This window comes from Shinella sp. GW821-FHT11G07, from assembly GCF_058808115.1.
Genome location: NZ_JBXARJ010000025.1, coordinates 42,512 through 62,147, shown reverse-complemented (window position 1 = coordinate 62,147; position 19,636 = coordinate 42,512). Strand labels below are relative to the sequence as shown.

Genomic DNA, 19,636 nt, shown 5'->3' with positions numbered 1-19,636 from the left:
GCGCAGCGGGGATTGTTTTCTGGACAGTGATCGACATCTGCATTCCTTTGTCAGCTTCCATTCAAACCGATACACGCCCCAAGAACATAGGATCGGCTGCCGCAATCAAAAAACATTACCCAGCAGGGTTTATGGGGCTGAGCCACAAGCTTCAATGCATTTATGCTGGAGATCGACCAGTCGAGAGACATGGGGGCGATCGGGTGGGCGGTTTGATGGCCGTATTAGGCAATGGGTCTTCTGGCGCAGAAGCGCCATAAGTAGTCATTGGATGCTCGCACTCTGTGAAACCTCTGATGAAAACATTTGATGGAAGCGATAGAGGCGGCGAGATGGATTTGACAGGTTGGTAGCGATATCGTCGCTCCGCTCAGATCGATCAAGCTTGTCCAATGCGCCGGGCGCTTCCGGTTGCCCTACAGTCGGTCAGTCGAAAAGGTTCTTCATGTCGCTCCTCGATGCGGACGCAATTCACCCGATCACCCTGCCTGACGGTAGGGTGTATACGGAGACAGTTTACCTGAAGAACGTCATCGACCACCCGCGGATCGAAGTCGGCGACTTCAGCTACTTTACGCATTCTGGAGCACCGCAAGAAACGGCCCAGATACTGGCACCCTATCTCGGCCACGGATGTCGCGAGCGACTGGTGATCGGTAGATTTGTGCAAATTGCTAGGGGGAGCTATTTCATAACCAGTTCAGCCAATCATCCGATGACTGGTTTCACAACATATCCATTTCGGGTCTTCCAGCCCGAGACTTTTGGCTACAAAGACCTGCCTGTCAGAGATACGGTGGTTGGCCATGACGTTTGGATCGGCCACAACGCGGCAATCATGCCCGGCGTGCGTATTGGTGCGGGTGCGATCGTGGCCGCAGCCTCGGTCGTCGCTCGCGATGTCCCACCTTATGCCGTGGTTGGCGGCAATCCGGCGGCCGTCATCAGGATGCGTTATCCCGCCGAGGTGATAAACGACCTTCTCGATATTGCCTGGTGGGATTGGTCGATCGAGAAGATCGAAGCGAATTTGACATCCTTGAGCAATGGTGACTTGGCCGCTCTCAAAATCGCCTAGCCCGGGATTACCGCCTCGCCACGTCTGCTTCGGGCCGATAACTGATTCCGGCAAATTGCGGCGGCAAGGCCGCTTTCGTCTCTTGCGTTCGGGAAGCAGTCAGACTGCAGACGGCCCCTTGTCAGCCGTTCGCGGAGGACAAGGGGCCGCACGCCGCTGAGCAATTTCAGTGTGTTAGATCTAATCAAACGAGTGGGGCGAGCGTTCGAATCCAATCAAGAGCACGTGGCACTTGCCATCAACCGCAAGGCGGGAGGGGCAGGGGCCGCTCGAATTAAGGCACCAAACTGAAAATTTTGCTTTCGTGAACGCCCTCAATCCTGAAGCACCAATCAGTCGTGCATGCCAAGAATACAATGCCTCTTCAGAAGCTATGCCCCCAAGAATTCCGTTTCTATCCATGAGTTTATATATTGCTCTACTGATCGCCTAAAAAATGTGTGTGCACAAGTTGCGTAATTATGGCTAGAATTAGGCGGTCCGGCTTGATTGTTGCCTTGCAGCCTATTAGCCCTTTCAGGTAATCGATTTGGGGGCTATTCGTGCGCATTGAATTCCGTTTAATTTCCAGTGTCTTGGCATCGATCGTTTTCTCCTCCGCCACTCTTCCTGCCAAAGCGGACGAAATCCCCATCGAGATCATCGGGCAACCCGATTTAATCCAGAGTAGTGATCTCGGGCCGGTTGTTGATCTCGACCTCGCCAATGTCCCGGTCGAGCCGCATGCCTACGAAGGGCCAGCAGATCAGCAGGTATTGAGTCCTGACGAGCTTTTATTTCTGCGACCTGAGGGCGATTCGGCAACGGCTGACGGGTCGGCGTCACGCGAGGCGGCTGCTGCTGCCCCGCTAGAGGACGGAAAAACCGTCACGAACGAAACGCCGATCCCTGCCGGCGTGAAGCTGCCGGACGTATCGAGCACCGGCGGTCTCAGCTACGAGTACCCGATTGATGTACCTGCATTCCGAGGCCTGGAGCCGAAACTCGGCCTCAATTACAACTCCAGCCGCAAGACCAAGGTCAGTGGTACCTATCAGGGCTGGCTCGGCTATGGGTGGGGGTTGGAGGGGGTGTCTGTCATCGAGCGCGCCCGCCCGAAGCTGGGGATCCCGTCATTCGATGACAGCAAGAACGAGGCCGAGCGAGACATCTATGTTCTCAACGGGCAACCACTTTTCGAGTGCGCAAACAGCCGTGTGGCTGGTGGTGCGTCCTGCCTTGCGGGCGGAAACTACGTCTCGGAAGTCGAAAACTACCTGAAGATTTCGTATGCAACATCGACCCGACAGTGGAAGGTGACGGCGCGCGACGGTACCCTTACGACGTTCAAGGCGGTCGGGGATATTGCGCGGCCGGCGACGGCGCCCGCCTCAGGCAGTGCAGCGTACAATCTGGCCTACAAGGCGCGGTGGATGGTAACGTCGGTCGAGGACGTTAATGGCAATACCGTGAACTACGGCTACGACTGCCCGGAACTGCCGCTGTGCTACGTGACGAGCATCACCTACAACAAGCGCACGATCAGCTTCCTTTACGAGGAACGGCCTGACTTTCTGCTGATGGCGAACGGTCATACGATCACGACGACCAAGTCTCGGATCGCGACCATTCTCGTGAAGACAGGCGCGGCCGTCACTCGCGGTTACCGGCTGGAATACAGTCAGGCGGCAGGAAGCGGCGCATCGCAGCTTGCGTCTGTCCAGCCGTTCGGCAGCGACCTTGTTCTTGACGCGGACGGACGTATCACCTCGGGAACGAACTTGCCCGTCACCAACTTCAGCTACAATGCAGGCGGCAGCTTCACGGCAGCTGCCGAGATAGAGAGCCTGAAGACGCCGCACTTCAGCTCGAACTCTATCGCTCCCGGATTGCAGTACCGGAACCGTATCTCCGTTACAGACGTCAATTCTGATGCGGTGTCAGAGATATTCCTGCACGCCTCCAAAACATCGACGACTAGCAATTGCAGCTTCGCCCTGTTCCACAGTCCGCTGCTGGACGGCGTGTTCGCGCGGTTCAATGCATCTACGCTACCCTGCGAGATGTGGTTGGATATAGAGAGAAGAGGGTTCGAGACGCGATACACGCCATTCGAAGGGTTCACGGTCGGTCATTTCGCCACTGACGTGCGCAAGACACAAATGTTGCTTCGCAAAGGCGGCGATGACCCGTCGGTCGAGTGGGAAGCGATCTTCACTAAGAGCGGCACGACGTTTGACCTCGAGGTGAACACGTGCGGCGATACCGGTGATGCGGCCATATCCGACCCATATGTCAAGGAAGCGTGCGGCAAGGAGCTTCCTTTTACCATTTCAGCAGATCCCGATGGCAATGGCCGAGATGGACTCACCAATCCCTCGGGCTCCTTCATAGGGCTGACGTCGCTCTACGATGATGGCGGACAGCAAAAGATCAGTAGCGATGGACGCGGTATCGACGGCTATGAATGGGTGAACGGAGCAGTTGCCCGGCGAGATTTTAACGGTGTCACCTGTATTCAAAGCTGCACGCTTGCCGATCTGAATGGCGACGGGTTGGACGACATTGTCGAGCTGAAGAGAGCTTCGCCGCCGTGGGGGCCGATCGATCCAAGTGCCTCAGACCCTATTTTGCAGATGCGCGTGTTGCTGTTCACCGGTGAACACTATGTCGATTGGCTGGATTCGCCGATTGTTGTCGCGGGTGCAGCGAGCAAAGGATGGTTGGCGGAAGGGTACGCTGCTGACCGCGATGGCGATGGCAAGGCAGAATTTATCGCTGGCTGGGCGCAAGCCGCGAGGAATGACGGCCTTTATGCCCCGTATGAGGAGCTGGCCAATGCGGTGGCGCAGCGTGCGTGGAAATCCTATCGCCTGACGCAGGGGGCGAACGGGAAGACCTTCCAGGCGCAGTCTTTGGCGGCATCAAGCTGGCTACGCACCGGTGACTTCAACGGGGATGGCCAAACGGACATTGTTTATGCGCCTCCTGTGGAGTCTGGATACGAGGGAACAGATCGCGGTCACGACCCGCACATATCGTTCAGCTATGACGCAGCAGCGTTAAACAAGCCGTACTTGATCCGCTACGGTAGCTCGAAGACCCTGATAGCGAATGTGCTGAATCGGGTTGCGACGCTGGAGACAGCTCGGGAGGTGACGCCTGAAGATGCTCAGATCAATGTGAGCTACAAGCCGTCTTCGGCGTGGGACAACACGTTCATGCCGTTCTCGCTGCCAACGGTCACGTCAGTCAAAGTCCGCGATGGTCGAGGTGGTTCGGCGACCACGGGTTATAGCTACTCGAAGGGCTATTTCTATGCCCCAAAGCGCAAGTTTCTCGGCTTCGGTACCGTTGTGAAATCGCTTCCGCGAATCGAAGGCGAGGACGTGTCCCCAACGGTGACGACGGCCTACAGGCAGGATCTGGCCAGCATCGGACTGCCGGCAAAGATCGTCACCAAGGATGCTACCGGGGTGACGCGTGTGGAAACCAGTGAGGGCTATACGGTCCAAAAGACGACGATCCCCTATCGTGCGCAGAACGTCTCGACGACGATCCAGCGCTTCGAAACCGGAGCAGCGCATACCCTCAATACGACCCGGACCTATGACGATTACGGGAACGTGACGACACAGACGTCTCTCGGGAGGACGGATGTTGAGGACGATGAAGTGTTCACATGGAACTATTACGATCACAATCTCTCCGACTACATCGTGTCCGCTCCTCGTACGGAGTACGTCTACCTTGGCACGGATAGCACCGCGCCTGTGATCAAGATGACCCGTTACAAATACGACGGGCAGGACTACGCAACCGCACCGTCCAAGGGTAACCTGACGACGGTTTATGAGCTGGTGTCCGGGTCAGGCTCGACCGCCAAGTGGCTCACAACGACCTACACCTACAGCCCTTCCGGCAACCGCCTGACGGAGGAGAACGCCGCCGAAGGTATCACGACCACCTGGACCTACGACACGACCTACTACCTTTATCCTGTAAGCAAGGCGGTCAATGGCTACGTCGTCTCGACGGCGGCTTATGACGGCACGTGCGAGGCACCGGCCTGGGTCAAGCCGATCAGTGCGGTGGCGACGAACTACGAATACGACGTGCTTTGCCGCCCGGTCTCTGCGACCAACGCGGTGACAAGCTCCTACGTCAAGACTGCTTACGTCAATTTTGGCGACCCGCTGGCCCAGAATGTCGTCACGACCATCAGCCTTCCCGATTCGAAGATAGCAGAAAAGACACAATACTTTGACGGGCTCGGGCGTGTGCGCAGTGTCGTGGAGAAGGGCGATGCGACCTCGCCGACCGCGCAGGTCGACACCGATTTCGACGCCCGCGGCAACATCCGGCAGGTCAGCCTGCCCTATGTGGTCGGTGACCCCGTCTACTGGACGAAGACCACCTATGACTGGGACAACCGGCCGCTGACGGTTTACAATCCCGACCATACCTCCGAGAGCCCCAGCCGGAGGGCCTATGCCTATTACGCATCTGCCAGCGTCAGCCGTTCCGACAATCCCGTCCTGCTGAGGACATCTGTCACCGATGAGGAAGGCCTTGAGACGCTCACTTTCGTATCGACATGGGGTGATACGATCACGGTGATGCAGCGCGCACCGGACGACACGACACGCACGCTTTATGGCGCCACCTATGATGCCTTCCATCGCCTGACGGAGGTCCAGGATCACAACGCATCTGTCTGGACCTATGACTATGACATGGTGGGCAATCGCCTGAGCGCGAAGGATCCGGACCTCGGCACCTGGACCTACGCCTATGACGACGCGAACCGTCTGGTCACGCAAAAAGACGCGCGTGGCAAGATCACGACCATCACCTACAACGCGCTGGATCAGGTGCTGACCCGTGAGGTCAATGGGACCGTGCTGGCCACCAACACCTATGGCGGCGCGCGGACCGGCTATTACAACCGGGGTCAGTTGACGAAGTCCGTCAATGCGCACGCGACGATCGAATATGCCTACAATGCCGACGGCCTGCTTGCCTACAAGTCGAACAAGATCGGCGCAGAAGTCGCCCATGTCGAGGAGATTGGATACGACGAAGGCAGGCAGCCGCTCTCCAAGACCTATGGACGCGCCGGCGTTGCCGCGCCCGACCTCACCGTCGGCACATCGCCCTGGATCTATAACGTCAAGGGCCAACTGACGAAAATCCCGGGATACATCAACGCGACGACCTATGAGCCCGATGGCCAGACGGCGTCGATCACCTATGCCAACAAGGTCACGACCACCTTCACCTATTCGCCGACACGGCGCTGGCTGACCCGGGTCGATACCAAGGCCCAAGACGGCACCAACATCGTCTGGACCACGTTCACCCGTGACAAGACGGGGCGTATCACCCGCCAGCCCACCGATCCGGGCAATGATGTTGGCTATACCTACGATGCCTTCGGCCGGCTGACGTCCACGTCTGCGGGTACGAGCCAGAGCCGCAGCTACACCTACGCGATGAACGGCAACATGACGAGCAATTCGGTGCTCGGCACGCTGACCTATCCGGAAGCCACGGCTTTGCGGCCGCACACGCCGCTGACCATCGGCGGGCAGGCGATCGGCTATGATGCCAACGGCAACATGACGAGCGACGGCGAACGCACATTCCTCTGGGACGACGCCAACCGGCTGTCGCGGGTAACCATGCTGAACGGCACGGCGGCGGATGTGCCGGTCAACTTCTCCTACGGCCCCGATGGCGCCCGGGTGAAGAAATCCTCCACCTCCGGCGTCACCTACTATCCGGATGCCGAGGTCGAGCACGACACGGTCAACGACGTTTACACGCGCTATCCGCATCCCGACATCAAGATCGTCGGCGTAGCCAAGTTCTTCCTGCACCGCGACAACGTGGCCTCGGTCAGGGCCGTCACCAACGTCGCGGGCGTCAGAACGGAGCACACGCCGTACTATGCCTATGGCCAGCCGGTCTATCCCAGCGCGTCGACGCAGAAGGCCTATATCGGCGAGCGCTTCGACGTCGAGACCGGCCTGCTCTACCTCAATGCCCGCTATATGGACCCGATCCTCGGACGCTTCATCTCGCCCGATGACTGGGACCCCACGATGCAAGGCGTCGGCACGAATAGGTATGCATACGCCGACAACGATCCCGTCAACAACAGCGATCCCAATGGGCATAGCTATGGTTCGGATACGCCAGGTGGCCCCGTCGATGGTATCAATGGTGAGCTTTCAGATCGTGATACGGAGCGCGCCGACCGCGCCGAACTCAACAAAATTGACTCTGAATTCAAAGCCTCGTTGGCGGGTCCACAACTTGATGGGCCAATTCGCTGGAAAAGTGCGCTGAAAGGTATTCCTAAGGGTGTCTATAATTCTTTAGCTTCCGCTATGAACGCCTTGACGGGAGCAGGCTCGTCCTCACTTGGACTCTACGCGTCGGAAAATCCGAGCGAACAGGTTGGGATGAACCATGGCGCAGCTCTATTAGGTGTTGCTCCGCTTTTAGGGGCAACGAAATCGACGAATTCTATGCTTCTCGGGGAGACTCAAGCGACGAGAACAATAGACCCGGCAGCGGTTCGCTTCAGTCAAAGCAGTATTAGCCGAAATTTTAGTACAGGTGGTTCCGTTGATGACCTTGCCGCCGGTCTTCGAAGCGGTAAGGTACAGCCAGGGCAAATTCCAGCTATTCGTCTAGTGGAGAAACAACGAAATCTCTTCACTTTGGATAACCGTCGTCTTGAGGCGTTCCGGCGAGCAGAAATTGCGGTACCATATCGGATGGCAACCCCGAGTGAGATTGCGGCAGAGGCATGGAAATTTACAACCAGAAACAATGGAACATCAGTTCGTGTGCGAGGGGAGTAGAATATGACGCTGAATGAAAGTAATCAATCTATCCAATCGCGTGAGGATTTCGTCAATTTTATAAAAGCCTTGACTGATGATCTAAGGAACGATCCCGATTCTTGGGAAAATGCGAGTCTAGATCGCTTTCTGAGTGCCATGGGGGCGTGGGTGGAAGATATGGAGGGTTATTACTTCAACGAAGGAAAGCGTGTACCTGAAAACTTAAACTGGAAGTTTCTTGGGGATGTTTTGTTGGCGGCGAAATTTTATGAATGAGGTGGTTAAAATATTTTATTTCAAATTACATTAAGTAAAATATTGCTGCCGCATTTAAAGCGAGATGTGTTTAATACTGCGTCGGAGCCTCGGCGGCCTTGAATACGCCAATTGGCGCGTTGGTAGTAACCGGCGGAAACGCGGAGTCTTCAATTTACGCAGCGTTGGAGCGGGTTACGGTGATGATCCCGGCGTAGCCTGCCCGGTCTAAAACCGAGCGATGAGTGCGACCGGAAATGATTGTAATCTGCTCTGAGCCCAAACCTTGGACCGCCGGGAGCTGGAGTTTTCCGGCTCTTCTCACGATGAAGGGCTGGTTGCGCCACAAGGAGTTTGGGGAGTGAGAGTTCGTAGAAAAGCCGGAGACGTTCTGCTTATTGATATAAACGGAGAGAAGCACTATGCGAGGGTTCTTGAAGAGCCTTTCGTTGCGTTCTATGAATATGGTGATCTTTGTTCTGATTTCGAGGAACTTGAAAAGCGGAAAATAATATTTACTATAGCCGTAATGAATAGCGCGATTACGAAAGGTCGATGGAAGGTTATTGGAAATATCCCTCTACCTGCTGAATTGCAGAAACCTATTCAGACTTTTCGCCAAGATGATATCTCCGGAAAATTATTTGTAGTTACTGGACACGGTGAAAAGCCAGCAAGCGTCGAAGAGTGTATCGGTTTGGAGCGCGCAGCGGTTTGGGATCCTGAACACGCAGAAGAGCGCTTGTATGATGCCAGGCGAGGCGTTGAAAACAGATGGGTAAAACAACTTTCCCTAAAGGTGAATTGACGAAATTTATTGAGGAGACAGCGTAAAAATACTTCTCGGCTCTCGGGGTACTCAGTTATCATTCCGAAGAATATTTTGGCCAGCATTTTTGATCTACTGTTCGTATGAAGAGGCGCTGAACCGCAGGTACCTTGCACGTCAATCACCTTAGCGGCTAGTTGTCTCGCGCGCGAACGACAAGCAGCACGGTTCTGGAGAACAACACACCACTTTTCGTATCGGCCATTTGGATCCGAACGGCCGCTGGCAGGTCAGCCTTCTCGTGCCAAGTCTCAGCCCATTGGTCAGTGCTTCGTTCTGATCGATAAGAGAACTTAAGATTGGTCACTCCTTTCAGCAGTTCATCAACTCGGTTGTCTGAGGATGAACCGCCTCCTAACCTGGAGAGAGTGTGGCGTAGGACGTTGGCCACGCCATTCCTGGGTTCGATAGAAAACGAAATTTCACGCAGCGCGTCTTCCTTGAAGCCGCTTCGGGTGGAAGCCACGAAACGGACCGACGTCGCGGTGCCTTCGAACGGGCGCATCACTCCATTTGCATCGGTACTCAGCGATATGGCCAGCGCCCGGCTGATCTCGGATCCTATATACTCGACGACGCTTCCCGCATTGCTCCTTGCCTCATAACGGGTCTGGATCGACCGAACGACCCTCAGTTGCTGGAAAACATTGATCGTCATCGTGGCCATCAGCCCCAACAGGACAAGCGCAACCAGAATTTCGATGAGGGTGTAGCCGTCATCACTGTGATCGGTCATTCTCTCTCAATCTCCCGTGGCAGAAAGGTCACGTAGTCCCGTACCTTGCGTCCACTGTCCGTGGAGATTTCGAGGGTTACGCGTGTAAGTGGGGAACCCATGGCGATGCGCATTTCCTCACTCGAGAGTTTCCACCTGAGTTCTGAGGGGCCATCACCGCTTGCCGACCTCGGAACCGTCGTGCCAAGCATGATCTCAACAAGGACATCCTGTGCGAGCATCTCGGCTTGTTGGATTTCTTCCGATCGTCGTATCTGGGACGTGGCCATTGCGACGGACTGGTTTGTTGCGATGAGCGCGAGAGCGAGGATGGCGAATGCGACAATCACCTCGAGAAGCGTGAAGCCATCATCGTCGAGCAGATCATTCCGCATTGGCGGATTCCGTGGAAATGCCTGTCAGCCAATTCGTAACGATGGTCACGCGCTGATTTCGTGCGGTATCTTGGAGCACGATTTGGCCCCCCGACGAAGACCCATCCGGCAGGAAAAGGATTGCCCCAAGCGCGCCATGTCGGATTGTTTCCTGGCCCACTGTCGCGGATAATTCGAAGGCAGGAGGCAGTTGAAGGTTTTTCTCGGCCCCCTTCAATCCGAGTGTTTTGCTGCGAACGTCGATCTCTACGGAGGCTGGACGAGATTCCAAGATCGCCTTGCTGCGCGCCGTTGCGAGAAGTGTGAGCACTTCAGTCCGCATCGCAGTCATGGACGTAGCGCGGCCTTGACGCATGGCGACGGCGAGAGTGCTCAGAGCAAGCCCCAGAATGACAAACACCGCCAGCGTTTCCAGCAAGCTGAAGCCAGCATCCCTTCCTTTGTCACCAGCGTCCTCGAGCCTCATTGGAATGCCATGTCGTTAATGCCGATAAGGGCGGACATGATCGAAAGGACGAGGCCGCCAATCATCACACCCATCGCAATGGTCATGATCGGGGAAAGCGTCGCGACTGCCCGTTCCAGCTTCTGATTTGATCGTGCAAACAGCAATTCGGCGGCGCGCTCGAGTGTCTGGGGGAGACGGCTTGCGTCGTCGCCAACGGCAATAAGGGCAAGCGTGGTGGCATCGAACAGCTGTGATGTGTTCGCAGCGTCTTTGAACGTACCGCCGGATACGACGCGATTGCTCATCTCCTCAAGGCTTGTCCGGAACGACGGTATTGGACAGGCGTCAACCGACAGATGCATCGCCTTTCGCATTCCAACGCCGTTGCCCAGCAGCATCGCCAATGTCTCGATATAGCGGGCATTGGCTCTATCCTTGATCACACTTCCAATCCCCGGAAGTCGCAATGCAGCCGCCAAGGCGACCGCACGGCCTTTCTGCGACCAAGCCAGCCATACGCCTGCAGCAAGGAAGAGAGCCACCGTTGCGGCGATAATATCGGCGTTGGACGACACCATTCCATGCAACCAAACCAGCGCGGATACGACATCATTTTTCTCAACATTCGTGTTTTCAAAAACCGGGGCGATAGCTGGAACCAAGGAAAACAGAATGACCAGAAACGCCGCGATCATCGAGCAGAGCAAGAACACTGGATAGGCAACGGCCTGAAGCACCGCACCACGACTTTCCGCGACTTCGCGATAGGTCTTTGCGAGTGACGCCATGACTTTATCGATACGGCCGCTGCTTTCGGCGCTCTCAAGGAGTGCGAGCACACTCGGAGCCAAGCCTTGGATTGCTGCAAAGGCTATTGCCAGTGGCTTGCCTGAAAGAAGCTTCTCATGAACCTCTTTGAGCGCCGCGCGCTCGTGAGAGGCACGTGCCTCCAAAAGCAGCGTGTGGACCGCTCGATCGATGGTGAAGCTCGCAGTCAGCAAAACCTCCAGATCGGCAAACAAACGGCTATAGTCAATCTTGCGAACAAAGGCTGTCTTGAGGTCGGTGAAGCCGAATGATCGGTTTGCGGAACTGCTTTCAGCCAGGTGAAAAGGGTTATGCCCCAGTCGACGAACAGCTTTCAGCGCCATGTCCCGGTCTGCGGCCTCAATTAGTCCATCGATTGGATCGCCATTCGGTCCATAGGCCTTGTAATGGAAGCTAGCCATGTTCGCCGCCGACACTCAGAATTCGGGCGATTTCCTTGTCGGTTACGCGACCGTTCTCGACAAGCCGTGCGCCGCAATCGGACATGGGCCTCATACCTTCCTTGATGGCCAAGGACTCGAGTTCGCGTTCGTCAGCGCCGTTGTTGATCAATTTGCCGATGCCCTGGGTGACCTGGAGGATTTCATAGACCACGGTCCGGCCGGACGTTTCCGTGCCTCCACAGGCGCTGCATGACGGATCCTGTGTGTCGCGGCATTCCTGGCAGCTTTGGCGGGCAAGTCGTTGTGCGACGACACCACGCATCGTCGCGCCAATCAGAAATGGCTCTATGCCCATGTCTCTCATTCGCGTGAGAGCTCCGGCCGCGCTGTTGGTGTGCAGCGTGGTCAGCACGAGATGCCCGGTGAGCGCTGCCTGGATCGCGATCTGCGCCGTCTCGCGATCACGAATTTCTCCGACAAGAATGACGTCAGGATCTTGCCGGAGGACCGAGCGCAGAGCCGTTGGGAAGTCCAACCCTATGGCGTTGTCGATCTGTAGTTGCGTGATCCCTTCCATTCGATATTCGACGGGATCCTCAATCGTGAAGATCTTGACATGTGCCCGGTCGAGCTGCCGCACGAGGGAATAAAGTGTCGTCGTCTTTCCGCTTCCTGTCGGCCCTGTCATCACGACAATGCCGTTGGCGACGGAGGCGAGACGTCGAAGTGTTTGTGCGGCTTCCTCGTCATAACCGAGGGAGGCAAGGTCCGAGTTGGCATTGCTGCCCACGAGGAGACGCATAACGATTGTCTCGCCGTGAACACTCGGCATCACCGATACGCGGAAATCGACCTCTTCTCCCCGGATCGAAAGCCGCATGCGCCCGTCCTGCGGGCGTCTGCGTTCGACGATGTCGAGTCTCGAGAGGATCTTGATGCGCGTGACAACGCCGGTATGGAGGGCGCGAGAGGCCGTCTCTTCGAGCGAAAGCATGCCATCGCGCCGAAATCGAATGTTAAGCCGATCTTCCAGTGGTTCCAGGTGAATGTCTGACGCGCCGAGCTCAAAGGCTTTTTGGGCCACTCGCGTGACGAGACTTACGACAGGCGCATCGAGAGCGATATCACGCAGTCGTTCCGCATCGTTTTCAAGAAGATCGATATCATCCGGTGTCGTTTCGCCCGGAAAAGAAGGTCTGCTTGTTTGCATTGTGTTCAATGCAGTTCTTATCTCAACCCTTGTATGTGCTTCGAGAACAAGCGGCAGGTCGAAGAAGTAGGCGACCAGATCAAGGCTTGCCCGATCGAAGGGGTTGGCCACTACAAGCGTGATGCCGGCTCCCGTCCCTATAGGCATGATGGCGTGCTCGAAGCAAAACTCCCACCCCAGTGCGGCAACCAGCTCCTCTGTCTCATCCGAGAGCGCCAGCGGCTGAGGCTCGCGCGAGAAATAGCGGTTGAGCCACCGGACCAGGTCTGCTTCACGCAAAAGACCGAGCTCGAGGAGAATTTCGTCGAACTGCAATCGGCTAGCGCGCGCTGCCGCGGTGTACCGAAGACGTGCCTCGGAAGTGATCGCGTTTTGACTTACGAGATAGTCGAGGAACTCGGAAATCCCGTTCAAGGGGGAGGGGGACGCTTCAGCCAAGTGTGCTAATCCCCAACAACGTGCCGCACTCTGACAAATTCGTGCGTGTATTCGGCCTGTCGGGTTGGGTACCTTTCCCCCGGCGCTCGAGCTCGGCGACGCGTCCGGATTCGAAATTCAGAGAAACAACTCTCTCCGAAAAGCCGAGCAGTTTTCCATTGCTGGACCAAATTTCCACTCGGGCCGTTATCGTGCCGGAGAGGAAAAGCGAATCGCTGTCGAGCTGTTCGCCTCCACGGTGATTGACGAGCGTTCGGTGGAGAGCGGGTCGAGCCAAAGGGCGCGAAACTGTAGCCTGCCGTGCATGGACGGTAAAAATATCCAGGAGACCTCTCGTAGGGATCTCCCTCAGTCTTGGAAACTCCCTCAATTCGACGACGGCCTCAAAGGGTGCGTGTTTAAGATTGACCGCAGTAGTTTCAGTTCGCTCGCTTCGGGAACGAACTTGGCGGAATTCCAACGCAGTCTGGGCAAGCCCACCTGCATCCTGGGCGTCGACGCCGACAGCCTGGAAGCCAAGCGCCAGCAATTCTGGAGGCGCCCCGTTCAAATCTATGAGGCCTGAATGGTCCTGCAATGACACAAGAACGATATATCCATCGATGCTGCATGCTTGCTGATCTCCGTTAAGAAGTGGATAGCCACTCTCTCCGCGACCGGACAACGTGGCTAGCGCAAGTGTGGAGAAGCCGTCAGCGAGAAGATCGAAGCGGAAGCTTTCCTCGACATTCGCGGCCAGCATGAATTGAATGCGAGCAAATATCGCAAAGGGTGTCAGGATCGACGCCAACAGCATGATGGAACCCAGGACCCATACGAGGACGAAGCCCTGCTCACCGGGATTGCGTGTGGTGCCTTGATCACTCAATCTCGAGACCCCCATCTTCCGGCGGCCCGGCAAACATGGGAACGGTCATCGGTGCAACATTTTTGGAGTGATGGGCCAGGATAATTGTGCTGCGATCGACAGCAGAGACCGTCCAATCGCCGATCACGTCGCCTATCGCGAGCCAGCGCGCTTGGCCCTGATCACCTTCTGCAACGAGAGCGATTGATCCAGCATTGATCTTCGCCACGCCGAGAAGTCGAAAGACCGGTTGAGGGGCGGGTTCTTCCTCGACAAGTTCCATCCCCATCTCTTGCTCAACCGCCGGCTCGGGTTCTGGCACCTGTGCGGGTTTCTCGAACGGCCGGCGGGTTACGTTGAACAGTGGCCTCTCAAGGAGAGTGGATGATGATAACGACGTTCGCTCATCATCTCCTCCCAGGACCGATGACGCGTTGGTCATGTTTTTGGCTGAAGCCAACGGCGTCGTGTCGAAGTGCACAGTCAATGCTAGAATCGCCAGAATGCCGCTTGCCAGGAAGACAGCACCCGAGAAGGGGAGACCCGAATATTTCACGGCGTCTGCTCCGTTCCCTTTGTCTCAGGTCCCGAGATCCCCATGATGGTGAGGTTGGCGGTAATGCGCAGCTCGGCTTGGCCTTCCTCGAACATATCGTCGGAGGAGGATAGAAGCTCTCCCTTCACCACGGTCAACCGGGGCGTGGAAGCTTCGATCATCGCGAGAAGTTGGACGATGCGATCATACGTGCCCGTTACGCTGGTTCTGACGCCGATCATGCGCAGCGCCCCCTCATCCACCGGCTGAGCACCGCTGATCGAGTTCATATCAACGCCGGCATTTTGAGCGGCCTCGCCCAACCAGGATTGCAGGGATGCTTCCGCAACGGCTTCGCTGTCGCCTTGCAGAAACGTGTTTTGCAGCGAAGCGCCGATATTCTTTTTGTTCTCAACCGCCGCTCGCATGGCCCGAAGGGCGAGCTCTTGCTCACCGATCCGTTCCCGCTGCGCCGTCAGTTCGGATACTTCGGCCCGCAGCAAGGCGACAAGTTGAACGGCCAATCCCAGGCAAGTTAGAACGACCACGGCGAGGATCGAAGCCGCTAAGATGCGCCTGGTACGCTGGGTAAGGTTTAGGATGCGCACGAGCACGCTATTCATCGGCCCAGCCTCATGCCGATTTCAAACCGATCGCCTTGCTTTCCGGGGATCTTGTTCGTTGGCGCCGAAAAACTGACGCCGGAAAACAGGGCATCTTTCTCCAGCAAAGCGATGAGAGGGGGGGCATCGCTCGAATAGCCTGCGATCGTCAGGGACTTCCCATCGATCGCGATGTTTTCGAGGTATGTTCCGTCCGGTAGACCAACTGTCAGGGTCTGCAAAATTTCTGTTGTCGGCGCGGTGTCCCGATCTCGTGCTTGCACCTCTTTGAGAAGTGCCTCGGCCTGGCGCTGCTTTTGAAACTCCGGTTTGAGTTTCGAAAGGCGTTCGGACACAAGCGCCGCTTGTTCCTGCAAACTGCGGTTGGCTGCATGTGCTCTCAGCCAGACATTCGTAACCGAGACAATCAGTAGGCAGGCTGCTCCTACGGCGAGTGAGGTTGTTGCAACCCGGCGCCAGTTTAACCCGTTGGTGGCATTCGGCAGGTCGATCTGTACTGATCCACTTGCCGTGTCGACATGGGTGCTGGAAATTCGAAAGCCGCCAGTCCGAAGCGCATCCCGCAAGGGCTCAACAACATTCCGTTTGATCAGGAAGTAACGCCTTGCACCTGCACCGCGTGCCTTGGTTTCGAGACACGTCAACACGTCTTCTGGCTTGAAGGGTGTCGCGGCTTCAATATCCAGTTTGGCCATGGCTATCGCCGTCGAGCGCGGTAACTGGAGCCGGGATAGAGAGCGTTCGACCGATCGATCAATGCCGAGAACGATACCAATCGATGGGGGCTTTGCCCGGCCGCTGGTTTTCAAGCGCATGAGCGCTGCCATCACGTCATCAAGATTGCCTGTTTCCCCGCTTGGTCGCAGCTTATAGCCATCTCTGCCGACATGGATGACAGGTTCAGATGAACGCGTGTTATTCTCGCTCTCTGGCCCCTCGCGCAGGCTATGAAGCTCAGTGCACCACCAATTCCAGAAATCGGCAAGTACACCACCCCTCTGATCGCCGGCCAATGTTCTAAGGGAGATCACGGTCCTCTCCCTCGCCACCCTCTCGCGCGTCTCGCCCAAGAGATCGCACGCTGAAACTCGTACTGTCCGAATCCGGGGCATAGACGAATGCATTGCCCCAGGGGTCCTTCATCGTGTCGGCGTTTTTCAAATACGGACCTGACCAGGCTGGTGACGATTCCGGTGCTGCGGAAAGGGCTGCAAGCCCCTGCTCGGTCGTCGGGTATTGACCGTTGTCGATGAAATAGAGCTCGAGTGCACTTTCGATATTCTTGATCTGCACGGCGGCGCTATCGTGCTTCGCCTCTCCCAGGTAGCCAAGAACGCGTGGCGCCACGAGGCCTGCCAGCAGCCCGATGATGACGAGTACCACGAGCAGTTCGACCAAGGTGAACCCGTCATCGGATGACCGGGATGCGTGTTTTTCTTTTCCTGAAGCCGTCTGCGTTTGGCGCGTGCAATCTGTTGTCTTCATAGCGAAATGGCCGCGTTTGGGAATGTGTTGGTAAGCCAGCAGGCCAGCAGTCCAGCGGCGAGAAACGGCCCAAAGGGAAGCCGGTCCCGCGCAGTCGCCCGTTTAAATACCCTAAGACCCAAGGCTGCCAGGAGGGCGGATACGCTGGAGAACAAGAGAAATGATGGGATGGCACCCAGTCCGATCCAGGCGCCAGCCGCCGCCGCCATCTTCACGTCTCCCATTCCCAAACCAATCCGGCCGGTCGCTTGACGGTGAAGATATCGGACAGTCCAGAAAAGGCCGCCGAGGGCCAAGACGCTCGACGCGACCCAGACAAGATCGGCTTCGAACAGCACGGTCTGCGAAACTAAGCCCAACAGCAAAAGGCAAGCATTCGCCCAGTCGGGGATTACCATGCGTTTGATGTCGACGACGGTCACAATCACGAGGATGATCGCCAGCCCGCCGGTCGCTGCGAGATACAGGGCCATTAGAACGCCAACCGCTTCATATCGCGTTTGAAACGCTGCTCGTTGGTCTGGGACGCTCCGGTGTCGAATTGCGCCCGAAACTCCGCCGTGACATCCCGTGCCTCTTGCACATCGCGCACGATCTTCGGCCGTATGAAGATGACAAGCTCGGTACGGTTGATGCTGTCCGTTTTCGCCTTGAACGCGTTTCCTAAGAGCGGAACGTCTCCAAGCAGGGGCACCTTCTTCTCGTTGCGGCTCTTCTTCTCCTGGATCAGGCCACCGAGCGCCAGGCTCTCGCCGTCGTTCACGACGACGCGTGTCGAAATCTTCCGCTGCTGGATTGTTGGCGAGTCGATCCCCGACGTCGTGGTCTCCACGACATTGCTGACTTCCTGCTCGATATCCAGCATGACACGGCCGGAACTGTTGATCCGAGGGGTGACCGCCAGAATGATGCCGGTGTCTCGCAATTCCACCGAGTTCACAATGACCGAATCCGTATCGGTGCTCGTGGAGTTTCGTGTCACGATCGGGACCTGATCGCCGACTTGCAGCGTCGCCTTCTGATTGTTGATCACCATCAGAGTCGGCGACGAAATGACCTTGACGTTCGTCACCCCGGATAGGGCGTTCAAGGCCAACTGCGAGTTCTGCGTCGCTCGTGTCCAGGAAAAGCCAGGGAACGAGGCGTCGATCGCACCATTGGCGAGGTCGGAAAGCGCAAAGCCTGAATTGCCTTCTTCGAGATACCAGCGAAGGCCGAACTTGAGATCGTCGTTGAGGGTGATCTCCGCGATAATGGCTTCAAGAAAAACCTGCGTCGGCAGCACGTCGAGCTGCCGCAGGATTTTCTCGATGCGCTTATAGTCCTGTGGCGAGGCGGAAATCAAAAGGGCATTATTGTCGATGTCTGCGACAACGGTCGGAACACTGCTCGCAGTAGGAGAACTATCCGAAACGCCCTGCGGCACCTGATCAACGGCAACCGATGCATCACCGTTCGAGCTGATTGTTTCGGCGATAAGGTCCGGTGCGACGGAAGTATCCGAGGAGCCGACGCCCGCACTCGATCCCGCAAATCCAGCGGCAAGTGCACCTTGCAAGACCTTCGCCAACTCGGCGGCCGGCCGGTTTTGGATTTCATAGACGAACATCTGGTCGCTGCTTGCTTCAGCCAGATTGTCGAGTTTCTTGATCCAGGAGGCAGCCTTCTGCAGATAGGCAGGCTTGGACGTGATCACGAGAACGGCATTCAGGCGGGCGTTGGGGACGAACTTGATGGATTTAGCGTTCGGTCCGTCTTGCACGCCAAAAATGGAATTAAGTTCGCTCACGACGTCTTTGGGCTGGACGGATTTGAGCGGCAGGATCGCAACCGACATGCCCTTCATCCAATCGACGTCGAACACCGAAACGGACTCTTTTGCTGCGCTGATTTCCGTCGAATTGCCCGCGAGCACGATGTAATTCCGTGTGCTGTCGATCCGCAGGATCGCGCCCTTTCGGGTAATCGGCTCCAGAATATTGGCCATCTCGTCTGCCGAGATATGCTTGAGCTGAAGCACTTGGACCCGCGTACCTGGGCCGCGCGGGACCGGGTCTGACGATCCTGTGACTGTCGCCGAAGACAAGGCTTCTGATGCTGGCACAATGTCGTAACGATCGTTCTTCTTTATGATCGCGGCATCGTTTACCGCCAAGGCGGATTCCAAGATATCAAAGATTGTTTCCTGAGATGCGGGGCCGTTGGTCTGTAGGGTAACGGTTCCCTTTACACGCGGATCGACGAGGAAAGAGCGCCCCAGGAGGTCGCCAAGGATTTTCTGTGCCGCTTGAGCGATAGGGGCATTGACCAGATTGAGGGTATATCCATCCTTGCCGTCGGCCATCTGTGCCGGTTCAACGGTGGACGCGTATCCATTGACGAAGCTGCCTGAGCCGACCTCTCCAAATCCGTTCGGTGTGCCAGCGGTCTGTTGCCGGTCGAGCGATTTAAGGTTTTGAGTGCTGTAACCACGGACGGACGAGCGGTTGTCGACGCTATCGAGCGCTTTGACCCATTGATCGCCTCCATCCCCATCGGCGGCGCAGCCGCAAAGCACCAAAGCCATTGCTCCGGCGCACATTCTCAACTTGTCCACCGCGTCCCCTCGGTTGTGTGAGCGCTAGGGTATGAGGCGTTTGCTGCAATCCGCTACGGCGCGCAGCGACAATCCACAGGTTTAAATCGAGCAGCCTATAATCGCTCAGAGGCTGAAATCTTTTAAGTTGTGTAG

General features: G+C 56.6%; 17 protein-coding genes. 5 read left to right on the top strand and 12 right to left on the bottom strand.

What is annotated here, in order from left to right; translation table 11 throughout:
- The 5 genes from AC1RT2_RS30790 to AC1RT2_RS30770 all read left to right on the top strand — a co-directional run.
- On the top strand, positions 1-260 hold a 260-nt coding region (locus AC1RT2_RS30790; protein WP_493108156.1), incomplete at its 5' end, for a hypothetical protein.
- Positions 261-445: 185 nt separating this feature from the next.
- Positions 446-1,078 (top strand): CatB-related O-acetyltransferase, encoded by a 633-nt coding sequence (locus AC1RT2_RS30785; protein WP_493108154.1) that lies wholly within the window; start codon positions 446-448, stop codon positions 1,076-1,078.
- A 542-nt stretch (positions 1,079-1,620) separates the two neighbouring features.
- Positions 1,621-7,932: an RHS repeat-associated core domain-containing protein gene (locus AC1RT2_RS30780; protein WP_493108152.1), complete on the top strand. Its 6,312-nt coding sequence runs from the start codon at positions 1,621-1,623 to the stop codon at positions 7,930-7,932.
- 3 nt (positions 7,933-7,935) lie between these two features.
- A complete protein-coding gene (locus AC1RT2_RS30775) occupies positions 7,936-8,190 on the top strand; it encodes a DUF7660 family protein (RefSeq protein WP_493108150.1) in 255 nt (84 codons plus the stop codon).
- 265 nt (positions 8,191-8,455) lie between these two features.
- Complete coding sequence (locus AC1RT2_RS30770; protein ID WP_493108148.1) at positions 8,456-8,977, top strand: Imm26 family immunity protein; 522 nt, start codon at positions 8,456-8,458, stop codon at positions 8,975-8,977.
- Positions 8,978-9,131: 154 nt separating this feature from the next.
- Here the strand turns inward: AC1RT2_RS30770 and AC1RT2_RS30765 are convergent, their stop codons facing one another.
- The 12 genes from AC1RT2_RS30765 to gspD are packed head-to-tail and all read right to left on the bottom strand — an operon-like array spanning position 9,132 to position 19,501.
- Positions 9,132-9,734, bottom strand: a complete 603-nt coding sequence (locus AC1RT2_RS30765) for a type II secretion system protein GspJ (protein ID WP_493108146.1) — start codon at positions 9,732-9,734, stop codon at positions 9,132-9,134.
- Positions 9,731-10,108, bottom strand: coding sequence for a prepilin-type N-terminal cleavage/methylation domain-containing protein (locus tag AC1RT2_RS30760; protein WP_493108144.1), 378 nt, complete (start codon positions 10,106-10,108; stop codon positions 9,731-9,733). The genes AC1RT2_RS30765 and AC1RT2_RS30760 overlap by 4 nt, the downstream gene beginning before the upstream one ends.
- Entirely contained in the window at positions 10,098-10,574 is a 477-nt protein-coding gene (locus tag AC1RT2_RS30755) for a GspH/FimT family pseudopilin (protein WP_493108142.1), read from the bottom strand. The genes AC1RT2_RS30760 and AC1RT2_RS30755 overlap by 11 nt, the downstream gene beginning before the upstream one ends.
- Positions 10,571-11,785, bottom strand: a complete 1,215-nt coding sequence (locus AC1RT2_RS30750) for a type II secretion system F family protein (protein WP_493108140.1) — start codon at positions 11,783-11,785, stop codon at positions 10,571-10,573. Before AC1RT2_RS30750 ends, AC1RT2_RS30755 begins: the two co-directional genes overlap by 4 nt.
- Positions 11,778-13,415 (bottom strand): GspE/PulE family protein, encoded by a 1,638-nt coding sequence (locus AC1RT2_RS30745; RefSeq protein WP_493108138.1) that lies wholly within the window; start codon positions 13,413-13,415, stop codon positions 11,778-11,780. The genes AC1RT2_RS30750 and AC1RT2_RS30745 overlap by 8 nt, the downstream gene beginning before the upstream one ends.
- Positions 13,408-14,283 carry a hypothetical protein gene (locus AC1RT2_RS30740; protein WP_493108136.1) on the bottom strand — a complete coding sequence of 292 codons (876 nt, stop codon included), beginning with the start codon at positions 14,281-14,283 and terminating at the stop codon, positions 13,408-13,410. Before AC1RT2_RS30740 ends, AC1RT2_RS30745 begins: the two co-directional genes overlap by 8 nt.
- Positions 14,276-14,818 (bottom strand): hypothetical protein, encoded by a 543-nt coding sequence (locus tag AC1RT2_RS30735; protein ID WP_493108134.1) that lies wholly within the window; start codon positions 14,816-14,818, stop codon positions 14,276-14,278. Before AC1RT2_RS30735 ends, AC1RT2_RS30740 begins: the two co-directional genes overlap by 8 nt.
- Positions 14,815-15,420, bottom strand: a complete 606-nt coding sequence (gspM, locus tag AC1RT2_RS30730; RefSeq protein ID WP_493108132.1) for a type II secretion system protein GspM — start codon at positions 15,418-15,420, stop codon at positions 14,815-14,817. The genes AC1RT2_RS30735 and gspM overlap by 4 nt, the downstream gene beginning before the upstream one ends.
- Positions 15,417-16,451 (bottom strand): PilN domain-containing protein, encoded by a 1,035-nt coding sequence (locus AC1RT2_RS30725; RefSeq protein WP_493108130.1) that lies wholly within the window; start codon positions 16,449-16,451, stop codon positions 15,417-15,419. The genes gspM and AC1RT2_RS30725 overlap by 4 nt, the downstream gene beginning before the upstream one ends.
- The gene (gspG, locus tag AC1RT2_RS30720; protein ID WP_493108128.1) at positions 16,438-16,905 is read right to left on the bottom strand and encodes a type II secretion system major pseudopilin GspG; all 468 of its coding nucleotides are present in this window, start codon (positions 16,903-16,905) and stop codon (positions 16,438-16,440) included. Before gspG ends, AC1RT2_RS30725 begins: the two co-directional genes overlap by 14 nt.
- Entirely contained in the window at positions 16,902-17,378 is a 477-nt protein-coding gene (locus AC1RT2_RS30715; protein WP_493108126.1) for a prepilin peptidase, read from the bottom strand. Before AC1RT2_RS30715 ends, gspG begins: the two co-directional genes overlap by 4 nt.
- Positions 17,378-19,501: a type II secretion system secretin GspD gene (gene gspD / locus AC1RT2_RS30710; RefSeq protein WP_493108124.1), complete on the bottom strand. Its 2,124-nt coding sequence runs from the start codon at positions 19,499-19,501 to the stop codon at positions 17,378-17,380. Before gspD ends, AC1RT2_RS30715 begins: the two co-directional genes overlap by 1 nt.
- Positions 19,502-19,636 lie beyond the last annotated feature (135 nt).